The organism is Bradyrhizobium sp. AUGA SZCCT0182, assembly GCF_018130185.1.
Lineage (GTDB): Bacteria > Pseudomonadota > Alphaproteobacteria > Rhizobiales > Xanthobacteraceae > Bradyrhizobium.
The window spans coordinates 40,797-64,013 of the sequence record NZ_JAFCLY010000048.1 but is presented as its reverse complement, the minus strand read 5'-3'; the positions used below and the strand labels follow the sequence as shown (position 1 = coordinate 64,013).

20 protein-coding genes are annotated in these 23,217 nt (G+C 61.1%); 9 read left to right on the top strand and 11 right to left on the bottom strand.

Annotation, left to right across the window (positions count from 1 at the left end; translation table 11 throughout):
- Nucleotides 1-172: 172 nt before the first annotated feature.
- From JQ611_RS34500 to JQ611_RS34475, 6 genes are all read right to left on the bottom strand, one after another.
- A complete protein-coding gene (locus JQ611_RS34500) occupies nucleotides 173-1,447 on the bottom strand; it encodes a DUF2130 domain-containing protein (RefSeq protein WP_212467969.1) in 1,275 nt (424 codons plus the stop codon).
- A 161-nt stretch (nucleotides 1,448-1,608) separates the two neighbouring features.
- A complete protein-coding gene (locus tag JQ611_RS34495) occupies nucleotides 1,609-1,851 on the bottom strand; it encodes a DUF6634 family protein (RefSeq protein ID WP_212467968.1) in 243 nt (80 codons plus the stop codon).
- Nucleotides 1,852-2,033: 182 nt separating this feature from the next.
- Nucleotides 2,034-2,804: a metallophosphoesterase gene (locus JQ611_RS34490; protein ID WP_212263168.1), complete on the bottom strand. Its 771-nt coding sequence runs from the start codon at nucleotides 2,802-2,804 to the stop codon at nucleotides 2,034-2,036.
- A complete protein-coding gene (locus tag JQ611_RS34485; protein WP_212263167.1) occupies nucleotides 2,801-3,388 on the bottom strand; it encodes a hypothetical protein in 588 nt (195 codons plus the stop codon). The genes JQ611_RS34490 and JQ611_RS34485 overlap by 4 nt, the downstream gene beginning before the upstream one ends.
- A 78-nt stretch (nucleotides 3,389-3,466) precedes the next feature.
- On the bottom strand, nucleotides 3,467-4,309 hold the full coding sequence (locus tag JQ611_RS34480) for a hypothetical protein (RefSeq protein ID WP_212263166.1): 843 nt from the start codon (nucleotides 4,307-4,309) through the stop codon (nucleotides 3,467-3,469).
- A 248-nt stretch (nucleotides 4,310-4,557) separates the two neighbouring features.
- A complete protein-coding gene (locus JQ611_RS34475; RefSeq protein ID WP_211997803.1) occupies nucleotides 4,558-4,785 on the bottom strand; it encodes a helix-turn-helix domain-containing protein in 228 nt (75 codons plus the stop codon).
- Nucleotides 4,786-5,797: 1,012 nt separating this feature from the next.
- On the opposite strand from JQ611_RS34475, the gene JQ611_RS34470 reads away from it, so the two are divergent.
- Complete coding sequence (locus JQ611_RS34470) at nucleotides 5,798-7,639, top strand: M48 family metallopeptidase (RefSeq protein ID WP_212467967.1); 1,842 nt, start codon at nucleotides 5,798-5,800, stop codon at nucleotides 7,637-7,639.
- A gap of 343 nt (nucleotides 7,640-7,982) precedes the next feature.
- Here JQ611_RS34470 and JQ611_RS34465 read toward each other — a convergent pair whose 3' ends face one another.
- Nucleotides 7,983-8,576 (bottom strand): TetR/AcrR family transcriptional regulator, encoded by a 594-nt coding sequence (locus tag JQ611_RS34465; RefSeq protein WP_212263165.1) that lies wholly within the window; start codon nucleotides 8,574-8,576, stop codon nucleotides 7,983-7,985.
- Nucleotides 8,577-8,742: 166 nt separating this feature from the next.
- On the opposite strand from JQ611_RS34465, the gene JQ611_RS34460 reads away from it, so the two are divergent.
- From JQ611_RS34460 to JQ611_RS34450, 3 genes are all read left to right on the top strand, one after another.
- Nucleotides 8,743-9,576, top strand: a complete 834-nt coding sequence (locus tag JQ611_RS34460; protein WP_212467966.1) for an oxidoreductase — start codon at nucleotides 8,743-8,745, stop codon at nucleotides 9,574-9,576.
- Between the two features lie 74 nt (nucleotides 9,577-9,650).
- A complete protein-coding gene (locus JQ611_RS34455) occupies nucleotides 9,651-9,932 on the top strand; it encodes a YciI family protein (RefSeq protein WP_312012327.1) in 282 nt (93 codons plus the stop codon).
- Between the two features lie 79 nt (nucleotides 9,933-10,011).
- The gene (locus JQ611_RS34450; protein ID WP_212263162.1) at nucleotides 10,012-10,785 is read left to right on the top strand and encodes an SDR family oxidoreductase; all 774 of its coding nucleotides are present in this window, start codon (nucleotides 10,012-10,014) and stop codon (nucleotides 10,783-10,785) included.
- A 183-nt stretch (nucleotides 10,786-10,968) separates the two neighbouring features.
- Here the strand turns inward: JQ611_RS34450 and fabF are convergent, their stop codons facing one another.
- Genes fabF through JQ611_RS34435 form a run of 3 tightly spaced genes read right to left on the bottom strand, consistent with a single transcriptional unit; the run spans nucleotide 10,969 to nucleotide 14,051 of the window.
- On the bottom strand, nucleotides 10,969-12,231 hold the full coding sequence (fabF, locus tag JQ611_RS34445; RefSeq protein ID WP_212263161.1) for a beta-ketoacyl-ACP synthase II: 1,263 nt from the start codon (nucleotides 12,229-12,231) through the stop codon (nucleotides 10,969-10,971).
- A 44-nt stretch (nucleotides 12,232-12,275) separates the two neighbouring features.
- Complete coding sequence (locus JQ611_RS34440) at nucleotides 12,276-13,436, bottom strand: iron-containing alcohol dehydrogenase (protein ID WP_212263160.1); 1,161 nt, start codon at nucleotides 13,434-13,436, stop codon at nucleotides 12,276-12,278.
- A 36-nt stretch (nucleotides 13,437-13,472) separates the two neighbouring features.
- Nucleotides 13,473-14,051 (bottom strand): TetR/AcrR family transcriptional regulator, encoded by a 579-nt coding sequence (locus JQ611_RS34435; RefSeq protein ID WP_212263159.1) that lies wholly within the window; start codon nucleotides 14,049-14,051, stop codon nucleotides 13,473-13,475.
- An 85-nt stretch (nucleotides 14,052-14,136) separates the two neighbouring features.
- On the opposite strand from JQ611_RS34435, the gene JQ611_RS34430 reads away from it, so the two are divergent.
- The 5 genes from JQ611_RS34430 to JQ611_RS34410 all read left to right on the top strand — a co-directional run bounded on the left by JQ611_RS34430 (nucleotide 14,137) and on the right by JQ611_RS34410 (nucleotide 22,592).
- The gene (locus JQ611_RS34430; protein WP_212263158.1) at nucleotides 14,137-15,246 is read left to right on the top strand and encodes an efflux RND transporter periplasmic adaptor subunit; all 1,110 of its coding nucleotides are present in this window, start codon (nucleotides 14,137-14,139) and stop codon (nucleotides 15,244-15,246) included.
- A 40-nt stretch (nucleotides 15,247-15,286) separates the two neighbouring features.
- The gene (locus JQ611_RS34425; RefSeq protein WP_212263157.1) at nucleotides 15,287-15,745 is read left to right on the top strand and encodes a nuclear transport factor 2 family protein; all 459 of its coding nucleotides are present in this window, start codon (nucleotides 15,287-15,289) and stop codon (nucleotides 15,743-15,745) included.
- Nucleotides 15,746-15,856: 111 nt separating this feature from the next.
- Nucleotides 15,857-18,967, top strand: a complete 3,111-nt coding sequence (locus JQ611_RS34420) for an efflux RND transporter permease subunit (protein ID WP_212467975.1) — start codon at nucleotides 15,857-15,859, stop codon at nucleotides 18,965-18,967.
- Nucleotides 18,968-19,399: 432 nt separating this feature from the next.
- Nucleotides 19,400-20,599: an ABC transporter substrate-binding protein gene (locus JQ611_RS34415; protein ID WP_212263156.1), complete on the top strand. Its 1,200-nt coding sequence runs from the start codon at nucleotides 19,400-19,402 to the stop codon at nucleotides 20,597-20,599.
- Nucleotides 20,600-20,717: 118 nt separating this feature from the next.
- The gene (locus tag JQ611_RS34410) at nucleotides 20,718-22,592 is read left to right on the top strand and encodes an AMP-binding protein (protein ID WP_212467965.1); all 1,875 of its coding nucleotides are present in this window, start codon (nucleotides 20,718-20,720) and stop codon (nucleotides 22,590-22,592) included.
- 22 nt (nucleotides 22,593-22,614) lie between these two features.
- On the opposite strand, the gene JQ611_RS34405 is transcribed toward JQ611_RS34410, so the two are convergent.
- Nucleotides 22,615-23,130, bottom strand: coding sequence for a helix-turn-helix domain-containing protein (locus JQ611_RS34405; RefSeq protein ID WP_212263253.1), 516 nt, complete (start codon nucleotides 23,128-23,130; stop codon nucleotides 22,615-22,617).
- Between the last annotated feature and the right edge of the window lie 87 nt (nucleotides 23,131-23,217).

Genomic DNA, 23,217 nt, shown 5'->3' with positions numbered 1-23,217 from the left:
TCGAAAGAGTTTATCTTTCCCGGGTTGCCAATATTGGCCGATAAACCCGGATGAAGGCCTAGCTGCCGCGTCGAATCGAGGAACTTTTGCCCGCTATGTAAGGCGAGGTTTCGCGCCAGTGCAACCGATGCCGTGACGAAAGGAATTGTGCAGGGTGGGCACACGATGCTGTCTATTCCGCCGCCTCGCTCTTCGTCTCGATCATCAACACGTCCAGGCTCTCGATCTCCTGCATCGCGCGGCCTGCAATGCCTTGCAAGTCGCCGTAGAGCCCGGCGGTGGAGTCAAGCACGCCCCTGAGCTGTTCCTCCCTCTTCGCCCACAACCGCGTCATGGTCTTGCGTTCGCGATCGAGGTCGGCCTGCATGTCGGTGAACTTTTCGACGATGGCGTCAATGCGGTGGCGGAAGCGGGGGCCGGTCAGGTAGGCGTAGACCATCTCCATCTTGGTCTGCTGGCCTTCCTGTGCCTGGCGGCTGGCGGCGACGTCGATCAGCGACTGACGGAGCGCGATGGCGAGCGGAATCGCGAATTTGGGCTCCGTGACCCAGACGTTATCAACAAGATCAAAAGTCTCGATCCCCTTGGGAAGCGCGGTTGAAACGATCAGCGCGACCTCCGCTTTGGCGGTGCGCTGGTCATCGCGCAGTTTGGTGAGCCAAGCGTCATTCCAGTTCCGCGTGCGCTTGGACCCCCAGAGAATGGTCCCGCAGGTTTGACCGCCGGGGCCAAGCACGCGGTGGATCACATCGCCGCCGAACTCGCCCTTCGCCACCGGCTCGATCAGGTCACGCGGGAAGCGGGCGCGGAGCAGGGATTCGAGTTCGATCTCGAGAGCTTCGCCCTGCAGCTGCTGCGAGCCCTGGTCGGCCCTGCGACGCAGTTCTTCGATCTGGCGCGCCATGCCGGCAATCTGGGTCTCCTTTTCGGTGACCTTGGACTTCAGCGCGTCCTCTGCTTCCAGCCTGGCCTTGTCGCGAACGGTCGCAAGGTTCTCCTGCACCTTTTTCTCTACGGTCAGCTCGACCTCGCGCTTGGCGTCTTCGAGCTCACGCTGCTTGCGCAGCGTGTCGGTCTGCGCCTGCTGGGCTTCCGCGAGCTTCGCGTTGTTCGTGGTCAGCATCTGCTGCAGTTCCGCAAGCTGCCGGTCGCGCTTGCCGAGATCATCCGCCAGCGCCAGGCGGGCTTTCTTTGCCTCGGCGTCGGCGATGGCCACACGTTCGGCGCTCAGCTTGGCGGCCACCTGTTCGTCGAGGGTCTCGCGCGCCTTGGCGAGGTCGTCCTGCGTCTGCTTGAGGCGGGCCTCACGACGGCCGAAATCGGCTTCCTTGGCCGCGAGCTGCGCCTCGAACTGCTTGCGGGACGCGGCGACGATCGGGGCCGCCAACGATTCGGTCAGCTTGATCTCGGTGCCGCAGTTCGTGCAGATGATCTGAGGGTCGGTCACGGTGTCGGTCCTGTGGTGATTGCTCGGGATTGTATCGGGATTTCCGGCGCCAATCGGGGCGGGTCGCGGCGTTATCCCCGGCAATCGCGCCGGTCGTGGCAATGGCGATACCCTGTTTGGTGCTGTCGGTTTCGGCTTCTCGCCGGGATCATGCGTCATGCTCAGTTCCTCGTAGCGCGGAGGGCATCATCGCGGCGGAGCGGCGGCCCCAGCCGGTAGGAGCGGGACAGGGTGCGCGCCCAGGTGCCGTCAGGATCGGCGAACCAGACGGGGGAGGTGACGATGACGGTATCGCCGTGCAGGGGATGGTCGGAGACGCGTCCAACCAGTTGCACGCCCAGCGCCGTCACCGTCGGCACCCAATCTTCGAGCAGCGGCGCCTCCGCCAGCAGGGTGGGCGACACCGGGCGGCCGAGCGAGCGAGTCGTTCGCAGTCGTCAGCCAAGGTGCGCAGCCGGCGGGCCAGGTCGGGCTCGATGCGAGCGGGGTCGAGGAAGGGGAATTGGCGGGTAAGCATGGGGCAACTCTCAACAAGACGAAGCGTGAGCGGAGAAAGGCGGGCGCGCGGCGGCGGAAGTGAAAGGTTTCACTCGCCGACCTCCACCACTAGGGCGCCATCGAAGGTGGCGTTCTCGGTCCCGTAGCCGTGCGGGTTACACAGGACCCTCGTCTTGCCGACGAGATAGTCGGACGAGTTGTGGACGTGACCATGTACCCACAGCGTCGGCTGATAGGTCTCGATCAGCTCGGACAAGTCCGAGACGAACGCGCCGGTCACGAGATCGCTGCGGAACCGGGGATGGATCGAGTCCCAATGCACCGCGTGATGGCTGACCACCACGGTCGGCCCGGCAAACGGCGCCGCGAGCGTCTCGGTGATGGCGGCCTTCGACCGGTGATGTAGCAACGCCGCTTCCTGCGGCCGGAATCTCCGCCACGGCTTCTTCTGCCAACCGATAAGGCGGTGGTCGTTCATGCCCTTGGCGCAGGCGTTCATCACCCTGGCCTGGTTGGCCTCGCCCATGATGCGGTAGTCGGTCCAGAGCGTGGCGCCGGCGAAGCGGACTCCGCTCAGTTCGAGAGCGGTGCCGTTCAAAATGTGGAGGTTGAACGCACCGGCATGAGCGAGAGCCAACGCCAACTCGTCGGGGATGAACCTCCGGTAATATTCGTGATTTCCGGGCACCATTACGATCGGGATGTCCATCGGGACGATCCGGCGCAAATGCTCGAAGGCACGGAGCAACCCTTCGCAGACATCGCCGGCGACGATCACGAGATCGACGCCGGGCACGACCGTGATCGGCTTGATCGGATAGACGTCGATATGAAGATCCGAGAAGATCTGAATCTTCATGCATCGTCACCGTAACGGCGACGGTCCCGAAATGCCTCCAGCAGTACGGTCTCGGCCTCGTGGAACTTGCGCGGATCGGCCGCGTAGCGCCGCCCGTAGACGAGCCACGACGCGGCGAGATCCGTAGCGAGGGAGTGGCCAAGGTCGGTCAAGCCCACGATCTGCGCCAACACCAGCGCCGCCGCCGCGTTGCGATCCAGTGCACACAGCAGCAACGCCGTCATGGCGATGTCGGCCCTCAGGGTCAGTTCCTCGATCGGCATCAGGGCAATGGCGACGCCGATCGCGGCCGACGGATCGCCCTCGAGCGCGGCTGCGAAGTCGTCGCCGCCGTGGAGCACGTCGATCTGTTTGAGCGTCGTCAGCAGGTGCAGGCGCTCGGCTTCCCCGAACGCGTCCGACGGCAGCGTCCGCCACCACGCCAAGGGCGAGGTGTCGGAAGGAGCGAACGGCCAAGGGCGCCGAGCCGGATTGTCCAACACGGTACGCTCGCCCTGGCGGACGCTCGGCGCATTGCCGATCCCGTGGTCGTTCGTCTTCTCATGCTGAGGCTCGCCCTTCACCACCTTCAGCTTATCGCTCATCGTTGTGCTCCCAAACCAAGAAAGCTCCACCAACAGGTCCTTCCGCAGAAGCCGGCAGAGCGGAGGTTGCGTAGCGGACTAGCGTGCGAGACTGGCGTGCCACTGGTCCGGGCCGCGCGGCCGGGCCTGCAAAATGTCGGCGACCCGCGTGCGCTGGTCCGGCGCGGTACGCTCCGGTTGTTCCACCGCGACCTTGGTGCGAGAGGTGGTCAACTTGGCAATCATCGGCTCCAGAATCTGGAGGAGGCCCGCAAGAACTTCGTCACAGAGCGCGGCCGTCATGCTATCGATCTTGGTCGCCATCGGAACTCCGAAGTGCCGATCGAGTTCTTCGCCATTGATCTTGATGTTGCGGGGGAAGCCGGAGTACCCGTAATAGTCGATCACGGCAGAATCGACATGATCGACGTCATGTCCGAGCTTCTTGAGATGGGATTGAAGCACCAGACGTGCCGCGCGCAGGTCGTTCTCGATCGGCTTGCGCGACTTCCACGTCGTCTCCCCGTTTCCGCGCTTCACGTCGTAGACGCCGGCCCAGCGCTTTTCCTGGTCAATGACAATGATGTCCATCATCGCCGACCGCACCACGCGGGAGTCCGATTTCAGTTTGATGCTGGCGAGATGTTTTTCGGAGTTTTCGGACGTTAACAGGTCAAGTGCAGCGGCCGTGATCGGAATGGGGCTTTCAGTCAGGACTTCGAAGCGTTCACTGGCCGCCAAAGTATCAGCAAGGACCCTTTGGATCAGGAGGCCATGTTGCTGAACGACCAATCCAACGAATGAGAATGCGCGAGAAAATTCGGGGCCGATAATCGGGTCGATCGAAGAGGTCGAGCCGAGGGCGCTGGCAACGACCTGCTTGGTCGCGCGCGAGATGGCTTCGTCCGTCGTCAGCAATCCAAAGGCCGGGTCGATCTGCATGTTTCTCTCATCGTGTGACGTTAGGGTGCGTCGAGCAGTTCAATACGTTATAACGTATAGACCGTAAGATGTCAAGGATCTTTCTAGGGGCGACCCTGCATCGGCAACGAGGCCTCTGAGTAGAGGTGCCCACGTCGTGAGGTAGAACCAGCGATAGTGGGAGTTGGGCCGACAACCGAATGCGTGACCACTCGCTCAAGGGCGGCGCGATCGGTAGCGGGGGGCGGCCGGCTAAAGATTAGGCCGGATTACCGGCCACTATCGAACAGCCTGGCTAGGTCCACTTTCAGCGCTTCAGCCAATTTCACGAGCGACTCGAGGGTAGGATTTGCTTCGCCTCGTTCTATCTCGCTGATCAACGCTTGTCTGATTTCGGCCGCCTCGGCGAGGTCTTGCTGGGATAAACCGGCATCTTGCCTAAGCTGCCTTACATTGGCAGCCAGCCATCGTGCGTGACGAGCAAGCTTTGCAGGCATCTTTTTGCTGGGCCGAGCCATTCCGTACGGGGCTCATTGTCGTGAGCGGACAGTCACTTTCGGTGATTCCCGGGGCCAAGTCCAATCGGCGACTGAGGTTCAAATGAACCCGTTGATCGGGGAACTCCCTGTATCCAGCGTTCTGAGCTGAGGGACTAGCGCCGAGAACATCTCCGTCCTGCCCCGCGGCGTCGTCAACTTGGCCATGAAACCAACGCGCGCTTTGTAGATCACGTGGGCTCTAGGTTGCTCAGTTCGCCGTGGATGAAGCGCCTGACGTAATCGGCAACGACAAGATCGCGGTCCGCTGGCATTAGTGTCCCATGTATGAATGTCCGCACCGCGATGTAGAAAATTCGACCGTCGAGACCCCAAACTGCCTCGCTCTCACGTTTCGGAGACAGCTCGCCCGAGTTGCGAGCTTTTGAAGCGCTTCACCTTACGTATCTCCAGGCAACGGGCAGGTTTCCTCGTTTTTCGATCAGCGCCAAATAACGCGGAGCCACACGCGTTGCCCCCGATCTCTGCGGCTCGACCGACTGGACCAAAATTACTCCGACTTCATCCCTGACGCCGAGATGACCTGGCGTCAGTTGTCGCTTTCCTGCGTCATAAAGGTGGCCGTCTCTTCAGGCGAACTTCCAACGGGGACGAACGTCAAAACCGTCTTGACCTTTGATCTCGCCCAAGCGGCCGTTTCTGATCGGCCGCTTGTGGCGCAAAGCGGCCGGTCGGAGGAATGTCTGCTCCTGGGGTGCCGGGTAGACCGGAAGTCGCCGTGGTCCGGCCAGATCGACGCGAGTGACCCGGAACGGACAAGAGCAGCACCTCTGACCCAACGCGGCGAGCCTTCCGCCGACGCTAACGTGTCGCAGCCACAGACATTGCAGTTGACTTGCGGAAAGGACGGAAACGTCTGAAAATTCGTTCAGGGGTCTCTTTGGATCCGGTTCCGGCGACCCGTTGAAGTCCCGGATCCGGCAGATTTCTCCGTCCGATTTTGGAGCCCATCATGGCCACATTTACGCGATCGCGAAGCCTGCTGGTTTCCGCAAGTCTTGCCGCACTCGGCGGCACGGCACTGGCGGCGCTGCTGGCCGGGAGCGGTTTTATTCTCGCAGACGCACGCGCAACCGCCGTGGATGTATCGTTGCCGGTCGCCGACGCCGATATTCCGATCTGCGGCACGCCGACGGCAACCGCCCGGCCGAACATGATGTTTCGCCTGGTGCAGACGGAAGTGCCGCGCGCCGAGATGAGCGCAGCCAGTCCCGCGCCGGCATTCGCGGACACCGAGCCGCCGCTGTGGACCGGCATCGGCTCCATCACCTGGAAGATCACGACCGCGAACGAGCGCGCACAGGCCTATTTCGATCAGGGCCTGCGTCTCGCCTTCGCCTTCAATCACGATGAGGCGCGACGCGCGTTTCGCATGGCGCAAAAACTCGACCCTGACTGCGCCATGTGTTTCTGGGGGGAGGCGCTGGTGCTCGGTCCCAACATCAATCTCCCGATGCCGGAAGACGCGGTCGCGCCAGCCTATGCCGCCGCGCAGAAGGCGAAGGCGCTGGCCGGGAAAACGAGCCCGCGTGAGCAGGCGCTGATCGGCGCCATCGCAGTGCGCTACGATAGCGATCCCAAGGCCGCTCGCGCACCACTCGACGCGGCCTACGCGGCGGAAATGGCGAAGGCCGCAAAACAGTTTGCCGAAGACGACGAGATTGCCACGCTCTATGCCGAGGCGGTGATGGATCTCAGCCCCTGGGACTATTGGAAGCCGGGCGGCCGCGACGCCAAGCCACAAAGCGTGCCGATCGTGCCGACGCTGGAGCGCGTGCTGGCGCGTAATCCCAATCATGCCGGCGCTATTCACCTTTATATTCATGCCGTCGAGGCGTCGGACCGCCCCAAGCGCGCCGAGCCCTATGCCGACAAGTTGCGCGGCGCGATTCCCGGCGCAGGCCATCTCGTGCACATGCCGAGCCACATCTATTATCGGGTCGGCCGCTATCTCGACGCGCTGGAAGACAACAAGACCGCGGTCAAGGTCGATGAAAACTACCTGACCGAGACCAACGCGCCGATGGGCGTCTACAGGCTCGGCTATTATCCGCACAACGTGCACTTCGTGATGGCGTCGGCGCAGATGGCCGGCGACGGCCCGACCGTGATCGCGGCTGCGGAGAAGCTCGGCCAGCTCATTCCGAGCGAGGCAGCCAAGGGCATTGCGATGGTGCAGCCGGTCAAGGCGGCGCCATACTTCGCGCACGCGCAGTTCAGCACGCCCGAGACCATTTTGGCGCTGCCGGATCCCGGCGATGCGATTCCCTATGTCAAGGCGATGTGGCTCTACGTGCGCGGCGTCGCGCTGGTGGCGAACCGTGACTTCGCGGGCGCTACTGCCGCAGCGAGCGCCATCGAGACGATCGAGCGCACCGCGGACTTCAAGCTGCTGAAGGATTCAGGCGTCCCGGCGCAGGAGGTGCTCCGCATCGCGCGCACGGTGATCCTCGCACGCGTAGCCCAGGCCAGGGGCGACTATCGCACCGCCATCATCCGGTTCGAACGGGCGGCGGCATTGCAGGACGCGTTGGCCTACACCGAGCCGCCCTATTGGTATTATCCGATCCGGCAGTCGCTTGCCGCCGCCCTGCTGCAGGCCGGCCGTTACGCCGCGGCGGAGCGGCAATTCCAGCGCGCGCTCAGCCGGGCGCCCGCCAATGGCTGGTCGTATTACGGGCTGGCGGAACTGCACAAGTCACGCGGTGATGGCTCCGCAGCCCGCAAGGCCGAGGCAGACCTTGCCAGAACCTGGATCGGCGACCGCAAGCTGTTGCAGATTTCAAATCTCTGAAGCGCGCGCCTGACTCGTGCCGATGAGGTGATCGAATGAGGTCGCGACTTCCGTTCCTGGCACTTTTCGGACATGCCCCAATTTCTGAGTTGTTCTGCTTTCGGGTGTAAAGCGGAAGTTGGATCTCGAAAATTCGAAGGGCGGCTATTGGCGCAAAGCGGGCCGCTCGCAACGAGGCCGGGCCTAATCTCCTAGTCTAATTAGTTGCTTCGCAACGGTTCCCAGGGCCAAGCGTAGAGGGGAAGTGATTTCAAAGGGGGCGGTGGATATCCAAGCGAGCGCAATTTCAACGGATGGCCCGAGAAGGTGCGTCGGCGGGTCGGAGGCGGCGCCGATCGGCTCATCAAACAGTTCGAGCAGATTTCGCATGGCGTTTCACCAGATCATTCGAGACCGTTTCGATGATCTCACCGGATAGTGCGGGATCCGGCACCACGCGGGAGAGGACAACCGAACCGATCATCTCGGCGAGCGCCGCTATCGCCGCGCTCCGCTTCGCTTTTGCACTTCTTCCTGGCACGAGCTTGGTGAGAAGCCCGATATAGTTGCTGACGATGCTGCCGAAGCACTCCCGCAGCGCCGGATCGTCGTGACGTGCCGCGTCGGCAGCCATTGCTGCAAGGCCGCACCCTTGCCCCGGATCATCGCGGTGGTAGTCCGACACGTAATGACGCACGAGGGTCTCCAGCGGATCATGGCTCGTTGCAATACGGCCCGCGATATCCTCGCTCATATCCTCGTATGCCCGCTTGACCGCCTGAACGATTAGGTCGTCCTTTGACTTGAACTGCCGGTAGAAGCCTCCGGGAGTGAGCCCGGCAGCCTTCATCAAGTCGACAAGCCCGATACCGTCGATCCCACGTTCCCGGAACAGCCTTGCGGCGGTCGCGATCACCCGCTCGCGATTCTGTTCGACCGTTTCCTTGCTGACCTTCACAAGCCCGTTCCTTCCGATGGCGGCGGCCGACACACAACGCCGGCGTTACCTCTTTCAACGGCCCGGATCGTCGTCCAAAAGGCCCTTGACAATGATTATATACATAATCATAACTGGATGATGATTACGAACATAATCATTAGTGGCGCTGACAAGGGAATTCGAGATGGCACAGGCACAATCGCGCACAGCCGAAGAAAAGGTCGCCCTGATCACGGGCGCTTCCGGGGGCATCGGGCTTGCGGCCGGACTTGCCCTGATCCGTGCGGGATATCGGGTGTTCGGTACCAGCCGTCAGGCCGCGCCCGACGAGGTGCGACAGGGCATTCATATGCTCCGCTGCGATGTCACTGATGATGAGTCCGTCAAGCAACTGATTAAGGACGTCGTTGGGCTTGCAGGCCGGATCGACGTGCTTGTGAACAATGCCGGCCGCAGCTTGATCGGCGCCGCCGAGGAATCATCTCTCGATCAAGCCCAGAGCCTGTTCGACATCAACGTCTTCGGCATCCTTCGCACCACCGCTGAAGTGCTGCCCATCATGCGCAAGCAGGGCCAGGGCCGGATCATCAACATCAGTTCGGTGGCCGGCTTCCTGCCCGGACCATATACAGCGCTCTACAACGCCACCAAGCACGCCGTCGAAGGCTATTCCGAATCGCTCGATCACGAACTGCGAACATTCGGCATTCGTGTCTCGCTGGTCGAGCCAGTCTTCACCCGCACCGCGCTGGAAGAGAATGGCGATAAGCCCGATCGGATTCTGAGCGTCTACGACAAGGGACGCGCGGCCATGAACGCGACCTGGCGCAACGGCATCGCGGCCGGCGATCCCGTGGAAGCCGTGGCGGACAAGGTGGTGCAGGCTGCCACCGAAAAGGAGCCGAGCATTCGGTACACGCCCGGAAAGGTGGCGGGCCGTCTCCGCCTGATGCGGCGCTTTGTTCCCGAAAAGACCTTCGAGAAGAGTTTTCGCAAGCAGATGGGCGTGGCTGATTGATCCCTGAAATCGAGAGATCTCCAAGCGAGCTGAAATGTCTCTTTCACCGAGGAGCGACCCATGAAGTACTACTTGTGCAAGTACATCCGCCGCGCGCCGATTTTCTCGCGACCATGACCGCCGATGAGAAAGCATGGATGAAGCAGCACGGCGCGTTCCTGGATGAGCAGCTCGAAAAGGGGCAGATCGTCGCGCACGGCCCAGTCATGGACCCGAGTGGCGGTTATGGCGTGTCGCTCTATCAGATCGCCGATGACCAAGAGATCAAGGCGATTACCTCGGAAGACCCCATCGTGAAAAACGGCGCCGGTCACTATGAGCATCACCCGATGCTTCATCTGAAGGCGCGCAGCTGACCGTGCCGCTCCGACGATTTGTCACCACCGATACCCGGCAGGGCATCCCGATGCTCGAAATTCATTCAGGACAACATCCATGACCATCGCACTCGTTACCGGCGCCTCGAGCGGCATCGGCGCAGTTTACGCACGCCGCCTGGCCGCACGCGGCCACGATCTCGTGCTCGTCGCTCGCGCAACTGACAGGCTCAACGCCCTCGCCACCGAACTGCGCAATGCGCATGGCATTGCAGTCGAAGTCATCACGGCCGATCTGATCGACGGCTCCCAACTCGAACCGGTTCTCCAGCGCCTCCGCTCCGACCCGCCCATCGACATCCTCGTCAACAATGCAGGCGCGGCGCTGATCGGTGATTTCGCGACGGCCGATCCAGTCAGGATGGACGAGCTGGTGCGGCTGAACGTGGTCGCGCCGACGTTGCTCGCGTCCGCCGTCGTCGGCCGCATGGTTGAACGCGGCAACGGCGCGATCATCAACATCGCGTCGGTGCTGGCTCTGCTCCCCGAATATTCCCGGGGCATCTACTCCGCCACCAAGTCCTACCTGATGACGCTGTCGCAAGGCCTTGCTGCCGAAGTCGCGTCGAAGGGCGTCTATGTGCAGGCCGTGCTGCCTGCGGCCACGCGCACCGAGATCTACGAACGAGCTGGTGGCGACACCAGCAAGGTGCCCAATGTCATGGAGGTTGAAGATCTCGTGGATGCGGCCCTGGTCGGCTTCGATCGCAAGGAATTGGTGACAATTCCGCCGGTGCCCGATGTGGCGGCGTGGGACGCCTTTGAGAAGGCGCGCGGCGTTTTGGCGGCAGGCTTCGGCAACTCCAGGCCCGCCGCGCGTTATCGCGCCTGACGGCAAAGTTGTTCGTCGTCGCTCGCTGATTGGCGCGAGGAAATCGGACATCCGCTCGATCAGAGTGGTCACCATTTGGGAGCGCGCCGCTGGAACTCGAGTGCTTCCCCCGCCACCACGGGCCGATTTTGTACGACAACCAGCCTGGACGTGTTATTCGGCGTCCGAGCTATCGATTCATTTTCATTGCCAACGGCGAAAGATGACGCTGGCATTGACACCTCCGAAGCCGAAACCATTCGAAATTGCATGCTCCATCGCCATGCGTCTCGGCTCGCGAGAGACGAGGTCGACGCCTTCGGCTGCCGCGTCGCTATTTTCGAGATTGAGGGTGGGCGGTGCGATATGGTCGCGTAATGCGAGGATCGTAAAGATCGCTTCCGCTCCCCCGGCTGCGCCGAGCAGATGACCGGTCGCCGATTTGGTGGCGCTCACGGCAATTTTACCGTCGCGGCCGAACACGGCTTTGATCGCTTCAAGTTCGGAAGCGTCGCCAACCGGCGTCGAAGTGGAATGGGCGTTGAGATGCTGGATATCACCGGGCTCGAGGCCGGCCTGCCGCAATGCGCCTGCCATCGCACGTCGCGCGCCGTCGCCGTCCTCGGGCCCTGACGTGATGTGGTAGGCATCCGCAGTCGTGCCATAGCCGACGATTTCGGCGATGGGTTGGGCTCCGCGGCGGAGTGCATGTTCGAGCTCTTCGATGACGAGGATACCGGCACCTTCACCCATGACGAAGCCGTCGCGGTCGCGGTCGAAGGGCCGGGACGCACACGCTGGGGTTTCGTTGAAGCCGGTCGAAAGGGCGCGGGCGGCGGCGAAGCCACCGAGGCTTACGAGATCGATGCAGGCTTCCGAGCCACCGCAAATCGCGACATCCGCTTCGTCGGTTCGAATGAGGCGTGCGGCATCGCCGATCGCCTGCACGCTCGCGGCGCAAGCGGTAACGGGCGTACCGATGGGACCCTTGAAGCCGTAGCGGATGGAAATATGACCGGCCGCGAGATTTGCGAGAAAGGAGGGCACCGTGAAGGGTGAGAGGCGCCTGATCCCGCGCTGATCGGTCGTGCGAACTGCCTCGACGATTGCCGGAAAGCCTCCGATGCCGGATGCGATCACGGTCGCCGTGCGCTCGAGCGAGTGTGCGTCGGAAGGAGTCCATGCCGCTTGTGCGACGGCCTCGGCTGTGGCGACCAGTGCGAACAGGATGAAGCGATCCATCCGCCGCTGATCCTTGGGAGGAACGACCAGATCCGGATCGAAGCCGCCATCCGGATCGTCGGCCTTTGTAGACACGATTCCAGCGACCCGCGCGGGCAGGACAGCCGCCCATTCGGGAAGGGCGGCCAGCCCTGAACGGGCCGCGAGCAGGCGGGACCATGCCAACTCGCTGCCGCAACCCAGCGGTGATACCAGTCCCAACCCTGTAACGACGACACGACGCATAATGAGATTACCTTCCGATCTTGGTCCATCGTCGCTGATGGCAGCTAAGCGGCCATTCGCAGCAGATCGATGATCTCGGCTTCGTTTCTGAAAGGCCGCGGATTGGCCTGTACGAAGCGATGATTGATTGCAATCTTGCTGATCTGATCGAATTTGTCTTCACCGATGCCGACGTCAGCGAGGCGGCCAGGTAGTCCAAGCGCTCTTGTGAATGCTTCAAAGGCGTCTGCGGCTTCGATTCCCGAGGCGCCAAGTGCTGTCGCCAACCGCTTCTGCGCATCCTCGGTAAACGGTTTGTTGTAGCGCAGAAGGCTCGGCATGATGACAGGTGTGCAATAGTAGTGGGGAACGTCAAAGGTGCCTCCAAGCACGTGGCCAATGCCGTGGCTTGCTCCCATCGGGACGCGTGCCTGGAGGCCATAAGACGCGAGCCATGAGCCGTATTGAGATAGTCGACGCGCCTCCAGGTCATCAGGTTGCTGCAAGGTCCGGAGCATTCCCTCGCGCAGAATGCGGATGCCCGCCAATACGACTTCGTCAGCCAACGGGGTGCCGGCGGGTGAGCATAACGCTTCGATACCGTGATCCATCGAGCGTGTTCCCGATCCCATCCAAAGGTTTGACGGCGTTTGAAGGGTGAGGGCAGGGTCGAGGATAATCGCCAGCGGCATCATTTGGGGATGGAAGAAGATTTGCTTTAACTTATGGCGCTCATCCGTAACGAGCGCTGCTGCATTGTATTCGCCACCATTTAGAGTCGATGGTACCGCGATCTGTCGGACTGTGGGCGGAAGGAACGGAGAGAAGTTTACGCCCGGGCCCATAGGAAATGGATCGAAACCCGCTTCATCGCGGATATCATGTTCCATCGCCATGATGACTATCTTAGCGAGATCGATAGCGGAACCTCCCCCAACGGCCACGATTAGATCAGCTTCTGCATCATTAGCTTGACGGGCCACCTCGGCAGCTTGCTTGCGCGTCGTATGCTGCGCAATTCCATCAAAGGTCGCCGCGTGTTTGTCGCCAAGAGCACGGCGAATCTTCTCGATCTCATCGGTCTTGGTGTTCAAGGTTCGACTGACGATGAGGAAGACGCGCTTAACATCCAGTCGCGCCGCCTCATCTTTCAAAGAGTCAGCCGCAGCTTTGCCATAAACGACACGATCGATTGCTGGAAAATTATGGATCCCGGATTTGCGCATTTCGTGTCCTCCATGAATTCTAAAATCAACTAGCTCTCAAGCGGCGGCGGTTTCGCGAACCTGTTTGGCCGCCGCCTTCAGAATGGCCTGAGCCAGATCGGGGTCGTTGACGACGCGCGATAGCATCAGCGCACCGACCATCGTCGAGAGAATGTTCATCGCTTTGCTTTTGGGCTTCTCGCCGTTGGTTTCGGCAATCAATCGGCTGAGGATTTCGAGATGGTCTTTGATCCCGGTTTCGAATGACGCTTTCACGTCGCTGCCCTGTCTGGCGGCATCTGAGCCGAGCGCCACGATCGGGCAGCCGTCCATCTTTTCATCGCGATGGTCGGCGCTGAGGTAGAACGCGACCACTGCGCCGAGTGGATCCTTGGGTTTCGCCGCGGTCGCGGCCGACCATCGGAGGGTGGCGCTCTCCAATGCCCGCCTGGACGCCTGCGCGGCCAAGTCCTCCTTTGACGCGAACTGCTTGTAAAAGGCGCCTTGGGTGAGCCCGGCACCCTTCATCAGATCCTTGAGGCCGATGCCATCAAAGCCGCATTCCCGAAAAAGGCGACTTGCAACATTGATTACAGTTTCGCGGTTTTCCGCGGCCTGAATGCGACTCACGCGCATTATAAATCTCCAATTGTTTTAGATTGCATTCGAAATCTATATCAGATATAGAGTTCGAGTGCAATCTATTTGGTGAGGCTGTGCCATGAAAAAAAGACCCATTATCGTGCTGGGGAGCATCCTGATCGCGGTGTTCGGGGCGGCCGGATTCGTTACGCTTTCCATCCGCACGCAGGCAGCCTCTGCCGTGAGCGACCCGAGACAGGAACCCCCGATCGTCAGATTGGCGACGGCAGCGCGGGTGACCGGATCCGAACGCGGCTTCACGGGCATCATCGGGGCGAGGGTGCAGAGCAATCTCGGTTTTCGCGTCGCCGGCAAGATCGTGGAACGGTTTGTGAATGCTGGTCAGCCGGTCAAAGCCGGTCAGCCGCTGATGCGGATCGACGAAACCGATCTTCGCCTTGCGGTCACAGCGAAGCGCAACGCCGTTGCCGCAGCGCGCGCATCTTTCGTTCAGACCGAAGCGGATGAACAGCGATACGCCAGGTTGGTGAGCCACGGATGGGCTTCCCGACAGCGCTACGAGCAAGCGAAGGCCGCGTTGGATACCGCCGAGGCCCAACTGGCCACCGCTGAAGCTGATGCGCGCGTCTCCGAGAATGAGGCGACCTACTCGATCCTGGTAGCGGACGCGGACGGAACGGTGGTCGAAACGCTTGGCGAGCCCGGGCAGGTCGTCTCCGCGGGCCAGACAGTCGTTCGGATCGCGAAGGCCGGCCCCCGCGAAGCGGTGGTTGCGCTTCCCGAAACAATCCGGCCAGCGATCGGCTCCGTGGCCGAGGCCAGCGTGTATGGGGCCGACGGGCGGCGCGATGCGGCGCATCTGCGGCAGTTGTCGGATGCAGCCGATGCTCAGACCCGCACCTATGAGGCCCGGTATGTGCTCGACGGTGAGGCTGCCGCAGCCCCTCTTGGCGCGACGGTGACCATTCGACTGGCAAGCCAGGCGAGCCAGCCGGAAGTTCAGGTGCCGCTGGGAGCCGTGCTCGACGACGGCCGGAAGACGGGTGTGTGGGTCCTGGACAGCGCCACATCAACCGTCCGCTTTCGGACCGTCAAACTTGTTCGGCTGAGCGGCGAAAGCGCGGTGATCTCTGGATTGAGTTCTGGTGATCCGATTGTTTCTCTCGGCGCTCATCTCCTGCAGGAGGGCGCTCGCGTCAGGACTGCGTCTGAAAGCAGGGGCAACTGATGAGCTTCAATCTTTCCGCGATCACCGTTGGAGACCAACAATGCTATACGGTTACATTGTCAAGAACGAAATCCGAAAGACCTTCGATCACGTCAACAACCATCGCTGGGATGAAGCGGTGAAAGCAGTCGCGCCGCATATCCATCACCGCGTTTCCGGCGCCCACGCGCTTGGTGGTGAGCGCCACCACAAAGAAGCCCTGCGCCGCTGGTTTGAGCGCCTCGGCCGCGTCCAGCCCACTCTCCATCTCACGGTCAACAATATCTGGGTGAAGGGCTGGCCGTGGAATACCACCGTGTTTGTCCAGTGGGACGGCACCGCAACGCTGCCCCACGGCGACGCGTCGTACGTCAACCGTGGTCTCCACGTGTTCACCCTGCGGTGGGGTAGGGTCCATGCACTCGAGGAATTTCAGGATTCACAGGAAGCGGCCCGTGGGCTTGCTGCCCAAGCGGCAGCTGGCCTCAAAGAAGCTGCCGCCGAACCCATCGTAAGTTAGCAGAAGCGCAGTCAGAGGCCCGCGTTCTTTAGGTTAGCGCGGTTCACTCGGCGCCCCACCTGCCGCAAGACGGCGAACGCCAGGACGTCGCGGCATAGGAGTCGCCAAATGCTGAATTTCAATCTTTCCGCGATCGCCGTTCGCGAACGGGCCGTAACCCTGTTTTTCATCCTCCTGATGGCGGCCGCAGGCGCCTACGCCTTCCTCATGCTCGGGCGGGCGGAGGACCCCTCCTTTACCATCAAGACCCTGACGGTCACGACGGTATGGCCAGGCGCGACGGCGCGCGAGATGCAGGACCAGGTCGCCGAACCGTTGGAGAAACGGCTTCAGGAACTGACCTGGTACGACCGGGTGGAGACGACCACACGGCCAGGCTACGCGTACATGACGGTTACGCTGAAGGACAGCACACCGCCATCTAGCGTGCAGGAGGAGTTCTACCAGGCCCGCAAGAAGCTTGGGGATGAAGCGCGCAAGCTGCCGTCCGGTGTGCTCGGCCCCTTCGTCAACGACGAATATTCGGACGTGAGCTTCGCCCTTTATGCCCTCAAGGCGAAGGGCATGCCGATGCGGGAACTCGCCAGGCAAGCCGAAACCATTCGCCAGGACCTCCTGCATGTGTCCGGCGTCAAGAAGATCAACATCCTCGGCGAACGTCCCCAACAGATATTCATCGAGTTTTCCTACGCCAAATTGGCAACCCTCGGCGTATCGGCACAGGATATCGTTGCCGCCGTGCAGCGGCAGAACACCGTCACACCGGCAGGCTCGATCGACACCAAGGGGCCGCAGGTTTTCATCCGGGTCGACGGCGCTTATGACAGCGTCCAGGCGATCGCCGACACGCCCATCGTCGCTGCGGGACGGACGCTGAAGCTCGCCGACATCGCCGATGTCCGCCGAGGCTACGAGGACCCTCCCACCTACCTCATCCGACACCAGGGTGAGCCCTCCATCATGCTCGCGGCGGTTATGCAGGAAGGCTGGGATGGCCTCGCGCTCGGCAAGGCGCTGGAGGAGAGGTCCGCAGCTATCGCGCGGACGCTGCCACTCGGGATGACTCTGGCCAAAGTCAGCGACCAGGCCGTCAACATCACCTCGGCGGTTGACGAATTCATGATGAAATTCGCGATGGCGCTCGGCGTGGTGCTGCTGGTTTGCCTGCTCAGCCTCGGCTGGCGCGTCGGCATCGTCGTGGCGGCTGCCGTCCCTCTGACGCTTGCCGTCGTGTTCCTGATCATGCTGGAAACCGGCCGGTTCTTCGACCGCATCACGCTCGGCGCCCTGATCCTGGCGCTTGGTCTTCTCGTGGATGACGCCATCATCGCCATCGAGGTGATGGTGGTGAAAATGGAAGAGGGCATGGACCGCATCAAGGCGGCGGCCTATGCGTGGAGCCATACTGCGGCGCCGATGCTGTCCGGTACACTCGTGACGGTCGCCGGATTCCTGCCGGTCGGCTTCGCGCGCTCGACAGCCGGCGAATACGCCGGCAACATCTTTTGGGTCGTGGGGTTCGCCCTCATTGTCTCCTGGATCGTCGCGGTGGTCTTCACGCCCTATCTTGGCGTCAAGATGCTTCCGGCGATCAAACCGATCGAAGGCGGTCACCACGCGATCTACGGCACACCGAACTATCGACGCCTGCGAGGGATCATCACCTTCGCCGTGCGCCACAAGTTCGTTACCTGCAGCATCGTCGCTATCGCTTTCGCGCTTTCCGGCGTCGGCATGGGCGCCATCAAACAGCAATTCTTCCCGACGTCCGACCGCCCCGAGGTGCTGGTGGAAATTCGTTTACCGGAAGGCACCAGCATTGAGACGACGACCGCCGCAGTCGAAAAGCTCGAGCACTGGCTGGACCACCAGTCGGAGGCTAAGATCGTCACGAGCTATGTCGGTCAGGGCGCTCCCCGATTCTTCTTCGCGATGGCGCCTGAGCTGCCTGATCCGGCCTTCGCCAAGATCGTCGTGCTTACACCGGACGCGGACGCGCGCGAGGCTTTGAAGCATCGCCTCCGACAGGCGGTGTCAGATGGGCTTGCGCCTGAGGCTCGCGTGCGCGTCACTCAGCTTGTGTTCGGACCCTACACGCCGTTCCCGGTCGAGTTTCGCGTCATGGGGCCTGACCCCGCGCAATTGTACGCCATCTCTGAAAAAGCTCTTGGTGTCATGCGTGGCGTTCCCGATGTGCGGCAAGCGAACCGCGATTGGGGTAATCGCACACCCGTGCTCCGCTTCATCCCCGATCAGGATCGACTGAACCTCATCGGCCTCTCGTCGGCGGAGGTGGGCCGGCAGCTACAGTTCCTCCTCACTGGCATCGTCGTTACGCAGGTCCGTGAGGACATCCGCAATGTCCCCATCGTGGCACGCAGCGCAGGCGGCGAGCGGATGGATCCAACGCGTCTGGCGGATTTCTCACTGATGAGCCGGGACGGCCGCCCGATTCCGCTCGACCAGATCGGCCATGCTCTGGTCGGTCTCGAAGAGCCGATTATGAAGCGCCGCGATCGCACACCCGTCGTCACGATTCGCTCGGACATCAACGAGGCGACCCAGCCTCCAGAGGTCTCTAAGGAGATCAAGACGGCCCTTGAGCCGCTGATCGCATCCCTTCCGGCCGGATATCGCATCGAATTGGGCGGATCGATCGAAGAGGCAACCAAGGCCAATGACGCGTTGGCGACGGTCTTTCCCGCCATGATCGCCGCCATGCTGATCGTCACCATGCTTCAGGTGCGATCCTTCTCGACGATGGCGATGGTCACGCTGACGGCACCGCTTGGCCTCGTCGGCGTCGTACCGATATTGCTCGCCTTTAACCAGCCCTTCGGATTCAATGCCATTCTGGGCCTGATAGGACTGGCGGGCATCCTGATGCGCAATACCCTCATCCTGACCGAACAAATCAAGGAGAACCGGGCTGCCGGCCTTGATGACTATCACGCGGTCATCGAGGCCACGGTGCAACGTACGAGGCCCGTGATCCTGACCGCACTTGCCGCCGTGCTGGCTTTCATCCCTCTCACGCACTCCGTCTTCTGGGGATCGATGGCCTATACGCTGATTGGCGGCACGGCGGTCGGCACGGTGCTGATCCTGCTGTTTCTTCCTGCGCTTTATGCCGCGTGGTTTCGGATCAAGCCGACTGCAGATGAGATCCATGAGGGTTCGACGGAGGAACCGGAATTGCGAACAGCAATGGCCGCCGAGTAGGGCGCTCTTGTCGGAGGAGATACTTCAATCCGCGACGGCGTGATCACCGAATCTTCAAACTACCAGAACCTCGATGGAGAATCTTGAGAACTGCCTCTGCAACCGCACCGCGTTTCGCGTGTAGTCCCCCGGTAGACTGGCTGACGCCTTCATCATCGACAGCAAACGCCACCGAAATACTGCATGAGGCCAAAGGCGGCTCGCCTACGGGTTTTGTTTTCTCCAAAGGCGGCGGATGAGTTTTAAAATGGAATGCTAGTGATACCTCTTCGGCGAGCAGCGCCTCGTCACTTCTGCCCTACCTTGCCCTACGGGCACGCGTTGTCCTTTCCGCGGGATTATGATCTAAGTGCTTGACGAGTTCTAAAAAAGAACTGTATTATCTCCTGAGGCGACGTGCCGCGGAAAGGTGCGCGTTTGGGAGGACGAGCGATGTTGGTGAACTGGAAGGCCGTTGCGGCTGTGGCTCTGCTTTTGAGCGGCCCGGCATTCGCGGCGGACGAGCCGGGAATCTCTGCTACCGAGATCAAGATCGGTGGCGTCTTTCCCTTCAGCGGACCGGCGTCATCGATCGGCCTCGTGGGCAAGGGAGTTATCGCCTACATCCAGTCGGTCAACGATCGCGGCGGCATCAACGGACGCAAGATCAATTACATCGCGTATGACGATGCCTACAGCCCTCCCAAAGCCGTGGAGCATGTCCGCAAACTCGTTGAGAGCGACGAAGTGTCGTTCATGTTCGGCCAACTCGGCACCCCCGGTATCTCGGCTACGGCAAAATACCTGCGGTCGAAAGGAGTGCCCAGCGTCGCAATTATCAGCGGGTCCTCCAAGTTTACGGATGTCGCCAGTTACCCGATGACCACGACAGGTCTTGTCAGCTACGACACCGAAGGAAAGATCTACGCCAAATATCTGACGAAGACATTGCCGAACGCCAAGTATGCCATCCTCTATCAGAATGACGATCTCGGCAAAGACTATGTCAGCGCCTTCAAGGCGTTTCTCGGAAAGGATTTCGACCGAAAGGTCGTGACCGCTTCCTATGAGGTCACCGAACCGACGGTTGATTCACAGGTGGTCAATCTGAAGAGCTCCGGTGCGGATGCCCTCGTGATCGCCGGCACACCGAAGTTCGCCGCTCAGGCCATCCGGCAGGCGTCGGTGATCGGCTGGAAGGCGACCGTCATCATCAATTTCCCATCCGGCTCTGTCGGAGGCACGCTCGCTCCCGCCGGTCTCGACAAATCGGTCGGCGTGATCGTCGGCACGACCAACAAGGATATCCTGGATCCGACATGGAAAGATGACCCGGGCATGCAGACCTACCGGGCATTTCTGGACAAGTATTTGCCGGGCGTCGATATCACCAATGGCAGCTACCTGACCGGCTACCAGCAAGGCGTCCTGCTTGAGCAGATTCTAAAGCAATGCGGCAATGATCTGTCCCGCAAGAATATTCTCGCGCAGGCCAAGAACCTCAGGGATTTCGTGGTGCCGACTGTGCTGCCTGGCGTCAAGGTCAACACCACCGACACGGTGAACATGATCTGGACACAGATGCGACTGCAGCGATGGACCGGTACAAGTTGGGAAGGCTTCGGGGAAGTGCTGGATGCCAAGTCCGAGTGAATTCACTGGGCGAGGCGACGGGGGCGGCAGTTGGCGGGCTGGTTGCCAACTGCCGGCTGGTCTGGCCCGAAAGCTCGATTGATCGTTCGCGCGATCCAGGCAGGTAGGTCCAGCGGACATGGCATCAGAAGCGACGAATCGTGCCCCCGCGCGCTTGTCGACCATCACAGCGGTTCAGGAGATTGTTTCGATGTCGACGAAGCCACTGACGTTCGCGCCGAGGGAGCTTTCCATAGAGCGTCGAACCGACGGCACGCTCATATTGAGCTCGCCACTTGAGTTAGGAAAGTGCGACTGGCGTATCACGGATTTTCTTCCGAACTGGGCAAATTCTGTTCCCGATAGAATTTTTCTTGCGCAACGCAATGCGGAAGGGGGATGGGACGAGATCACCTATCGCGAGGCATGGTCGCAGGTTCAGGCGGTTGGCCAAAGCTTGATCGACATGGGCGCAAAGCCGGCCGACAAGCTGGCGATACTTTCAGGAAACTCGATCGAGAACGCGGTGATCTCGTTTGCCGCGATGTCGATAGGGGTAGTTCTGGCGCCGATATCCCCAAACTACACGCTGATGCCCGGCGGCCTGGCTCGGCTCAAGGATATAGCGGAAGCGCTGCGCCCGAAATTTGTTTTTGTTCAGAGCGCGCGCGACTTTTCCGCGGGACGTTCTATTCCCGAACTGGCAGCATCGACCTGGATCAGTGTCGATGGGGCGCCGGATACCGTGCCTTTCGGTGCGCTGAAATCCCGAACGGGGAGCGAAGGATTTGCAGACGCTTCACTGGCGGTTTCTTGCGACGCTGTCGCAAAGATTCTCTTCACATCCGGTTCGACAGGATTTCCCAAAGGCGTGCTCAACACTCACCGCATGATGGCGAGCTCCTTGCAAATGGGGAGTCGGCTGGTGTCTCCTCCGGACGCGCCGGTGCAGGTCGAGTGGCTGCCATGGCACCATACGATGGGCAGCAACGTCATCCTTCACGGCATTCTTAAGAATGGCGGTACGCTCTACATCGACGATGGCCGGCCGCTGCCTCAGCTCTTCCACAAGACGGTCGCGAATCTCAAAGAGATTTCGCCCACCGCCATGTTCAACGTACCTGCCGGCTACAATCTCCTATGTGGTGCAATCGAGAACGACCTCGATCTTGGCGCCAGCGTATTCAAGCGGGTGGATCGATTGAGCTATGCCGGGGCTGCAATCTCGCAGGCCACGCTTGAGAAACTCTATCGGCTGACATCGTCGATCACTGGCCGGCGAATTCCCGTCATGTCGGGCTACGGCACTACCGAAACGGCCCCGACAATCAGTACGACCCATTGGGCGACCGACCAGCCGGGAGAGATCGGTCTTCCTGCGCCGGGTCTGCAGCTAAAACTGATCCCTGTTTCCGATACGTACGAGGCGAGGGTCAAGGGACCCAACGTTACGTCAGGTTATCTCGGAAGGCCGGATTTGACGGAACAGGCCTTCGATGAGGAAGGATTCTATCGCATCGGCGATACCGTCTCGTTTCTGGATCCTCAGAAGCCGGAGCTTGGGTTGCGCTTTACAGGCAGAATTTCCGAGAACTTCAAACTCGCGAACGGCACGTGGGTCTCGATCGGGAATATGCGAGCGGCAATTCTGGCTGCAACCCGGGGCGTATTGCTGGACCTCGTCGTTGCGGGAGAAAATCGTGAATCGTGCGCGCTGCTCTGCTGGTTGAATCCGGCCGAGGCAGCACGGATATCGAAGACTCCAGCGCTGGATTTGACCTGCGACCCTCTCGTAGTTCAATTCCTGAAAGACCGTTTTCGGGAATACAATGAAACCGTCGGAAGCAGCGAAAGAATTTGTTCGTTCTCCCTGCTCAAGGATCCGCCGTCGATGGCGGCAGGCGAGATCACCGACAAGGCCTACGTCAATCAGCGGGCCGTGTTGAGCCACCGATCGTGGTGCGTCGAAAGGCTGTATGCAGAGCCGCCAAGCGAAGACGTGATAGTGATTTGAGCGTGAGCGCCCTGACGGGCAATCACGCCGCTTGTTTGCGGGTCTTTGGCTTTGCGGGCTTGTCGCGAGAAATCCGTTCTGAAGGGGCGCGGGCCCCGGGGCCGGGGTGGGTGTGTACCTCCTTGGCCAAAAGCGGCTCTCCGCATTCGGAGCACACCATGACCGGATCGAAGTTCTTGCCGCATTTGCGGTGCTGATGCAGCAACGGCCGCCCGCGTTCGTCGACCATGTGGGTGTCGCCCCAATGGACGAGCGCCATCATGATCGGATAGAGGTCGAGACCCTTCTGCGTCAGGATATACTCATGGCGCTTAGGTGACTCCTGGTATGGAATGCGGCGCAGCACGCCCTGCCGAACCAGCTTTTTCAGCCGCTCTGCGAGCAAATGGCGCGTGATTCCAAGCGCTGACTGAAAACCCTCGAAGCGGCGCGTACGCAGAAAGCATTCGCGGAGGATCAGAAGCGTCCAACGGTCACCGATCACACCGATGGTTCGAGCCATCGAACATGGCTCTTGCTCAAGTTCATCCCATTTCATTCCTGCTCTCCGGTCGGCAGGCGCCTGTTCCCCTCGAATCAATCCCGGGAACCGCAGCCGCCTCTTCCATTCTAGATAGGTACTAAA

Excerpts from the sequence above, each read along its gene's own strand:
- JQ611_RS34415 (WP_212263156.1), top strand. The coding sequence starts at position 19,400 with ATGTTGGTGAACTGGAAGGCCGTTGCGGCTGTGGCTCTGCTTTTGAGC.
- JQ611_RS34410 (WP_212467965.1), top strand. The coding sequence starts at position 20,718 with ATGGCATCAGAAGCGACGAATCGTGCCCCCGCGCGCTTGTCGACCATC.
- fabF (WP_212263161.1), bottom strand. The coding sequence starts at position 12,231 with ATGCGTCGTGTCGTCGTTACAGGGTTGGGACTGGTATCACCGCTGGGT.
- JQ611_RS34450 (WP_212263162.1), top strand. The coding sequence starts at position 10,012 with ATGACCATCGCACTCGTTACCGGCGCCTCGAGCGGCATCGGCGCAGTT.
- JQ611_RS34425 (WP_212263157.1), top strand. The coding sequence starts at position 15,287 with ATGCTATACGGTTACATTGTCAAGAACGAAATCCGAAAGACCTTCGAT.
- JQ611_RS34490 (WP_212263168.1), bottom strand. The coding sequence starts at position 2,804 with ATGAAGATTCAGATCTTCTCGGATCTTCATATCGACGTCTATCCGATC.
- JQ611_RS34460 (WP_212467966.1), top strand. The coding sequence starts at position 8,743 with ATGGCACAGGCACAATCGCGCACAGCCGAAGAAAAGGTCGCCCTGATC.
- JQ611_RS34405 (WP_212263253.1), bottom strand. The coding sequence starts at position 23,130 with ATGAAATGGGATGAACTTGAGCAAGAGCCATGTTCGATGGCTCGAACC.
- JQ611_RS34480 (WP_212263166.1), bottom strand. The coding sequence starts at position 4,309 with ATGCAGATCGACCCGGCCTTTGGATTGCTGACGACGGACGAAGCCATC.
- JQ611_RS34430 (WP_212263158.1), top strand. The coding sequence starts at position 14,137 with ATGAAAAAAAGACCCATTATCGTGCTGGGGAGCATCCTGATCGCGGTG.
- JQ611_RS34475 (WP_211997803.1), bottom strand. The coding sequence starts at position 4,785 with ATGCCTGCAAAGCTTGCTCGTCACGCACGATGGCTGGCTGCCAATGTA.
- JQ611_RS34470 (WP_212467967.1), top strand. The coding sequence starts at position 5,798 with ATGGCCACATTTACGCGATCGCGAAGCCTGCTGGTTTCCGCAAGTCTT.
- JQ611_RS34485 (WP_212263167.1), bottom strand. The coding sequence starts at position 3,388 with ATGAGCGATAAGCTGAAGGTGGTGAAGGGCGAGCCTCAGCATGAGAAG.
- JQ611_RS34440 (WP_212263160.1), bottom strand. The coding sequence starts at position 13,436 with ATGCGCAAATCCGGGATCCATAATTTTCCAGCAATCGATCGTGTCGTT.
- JQ611_RS34435 (WP_212263159.1), bottom strand. The coding sequence starts at position 14,051 with ATGCGCGTGAGTCGCATTCAGGCCGCGGAAAACCGCGAAACTGTAATC.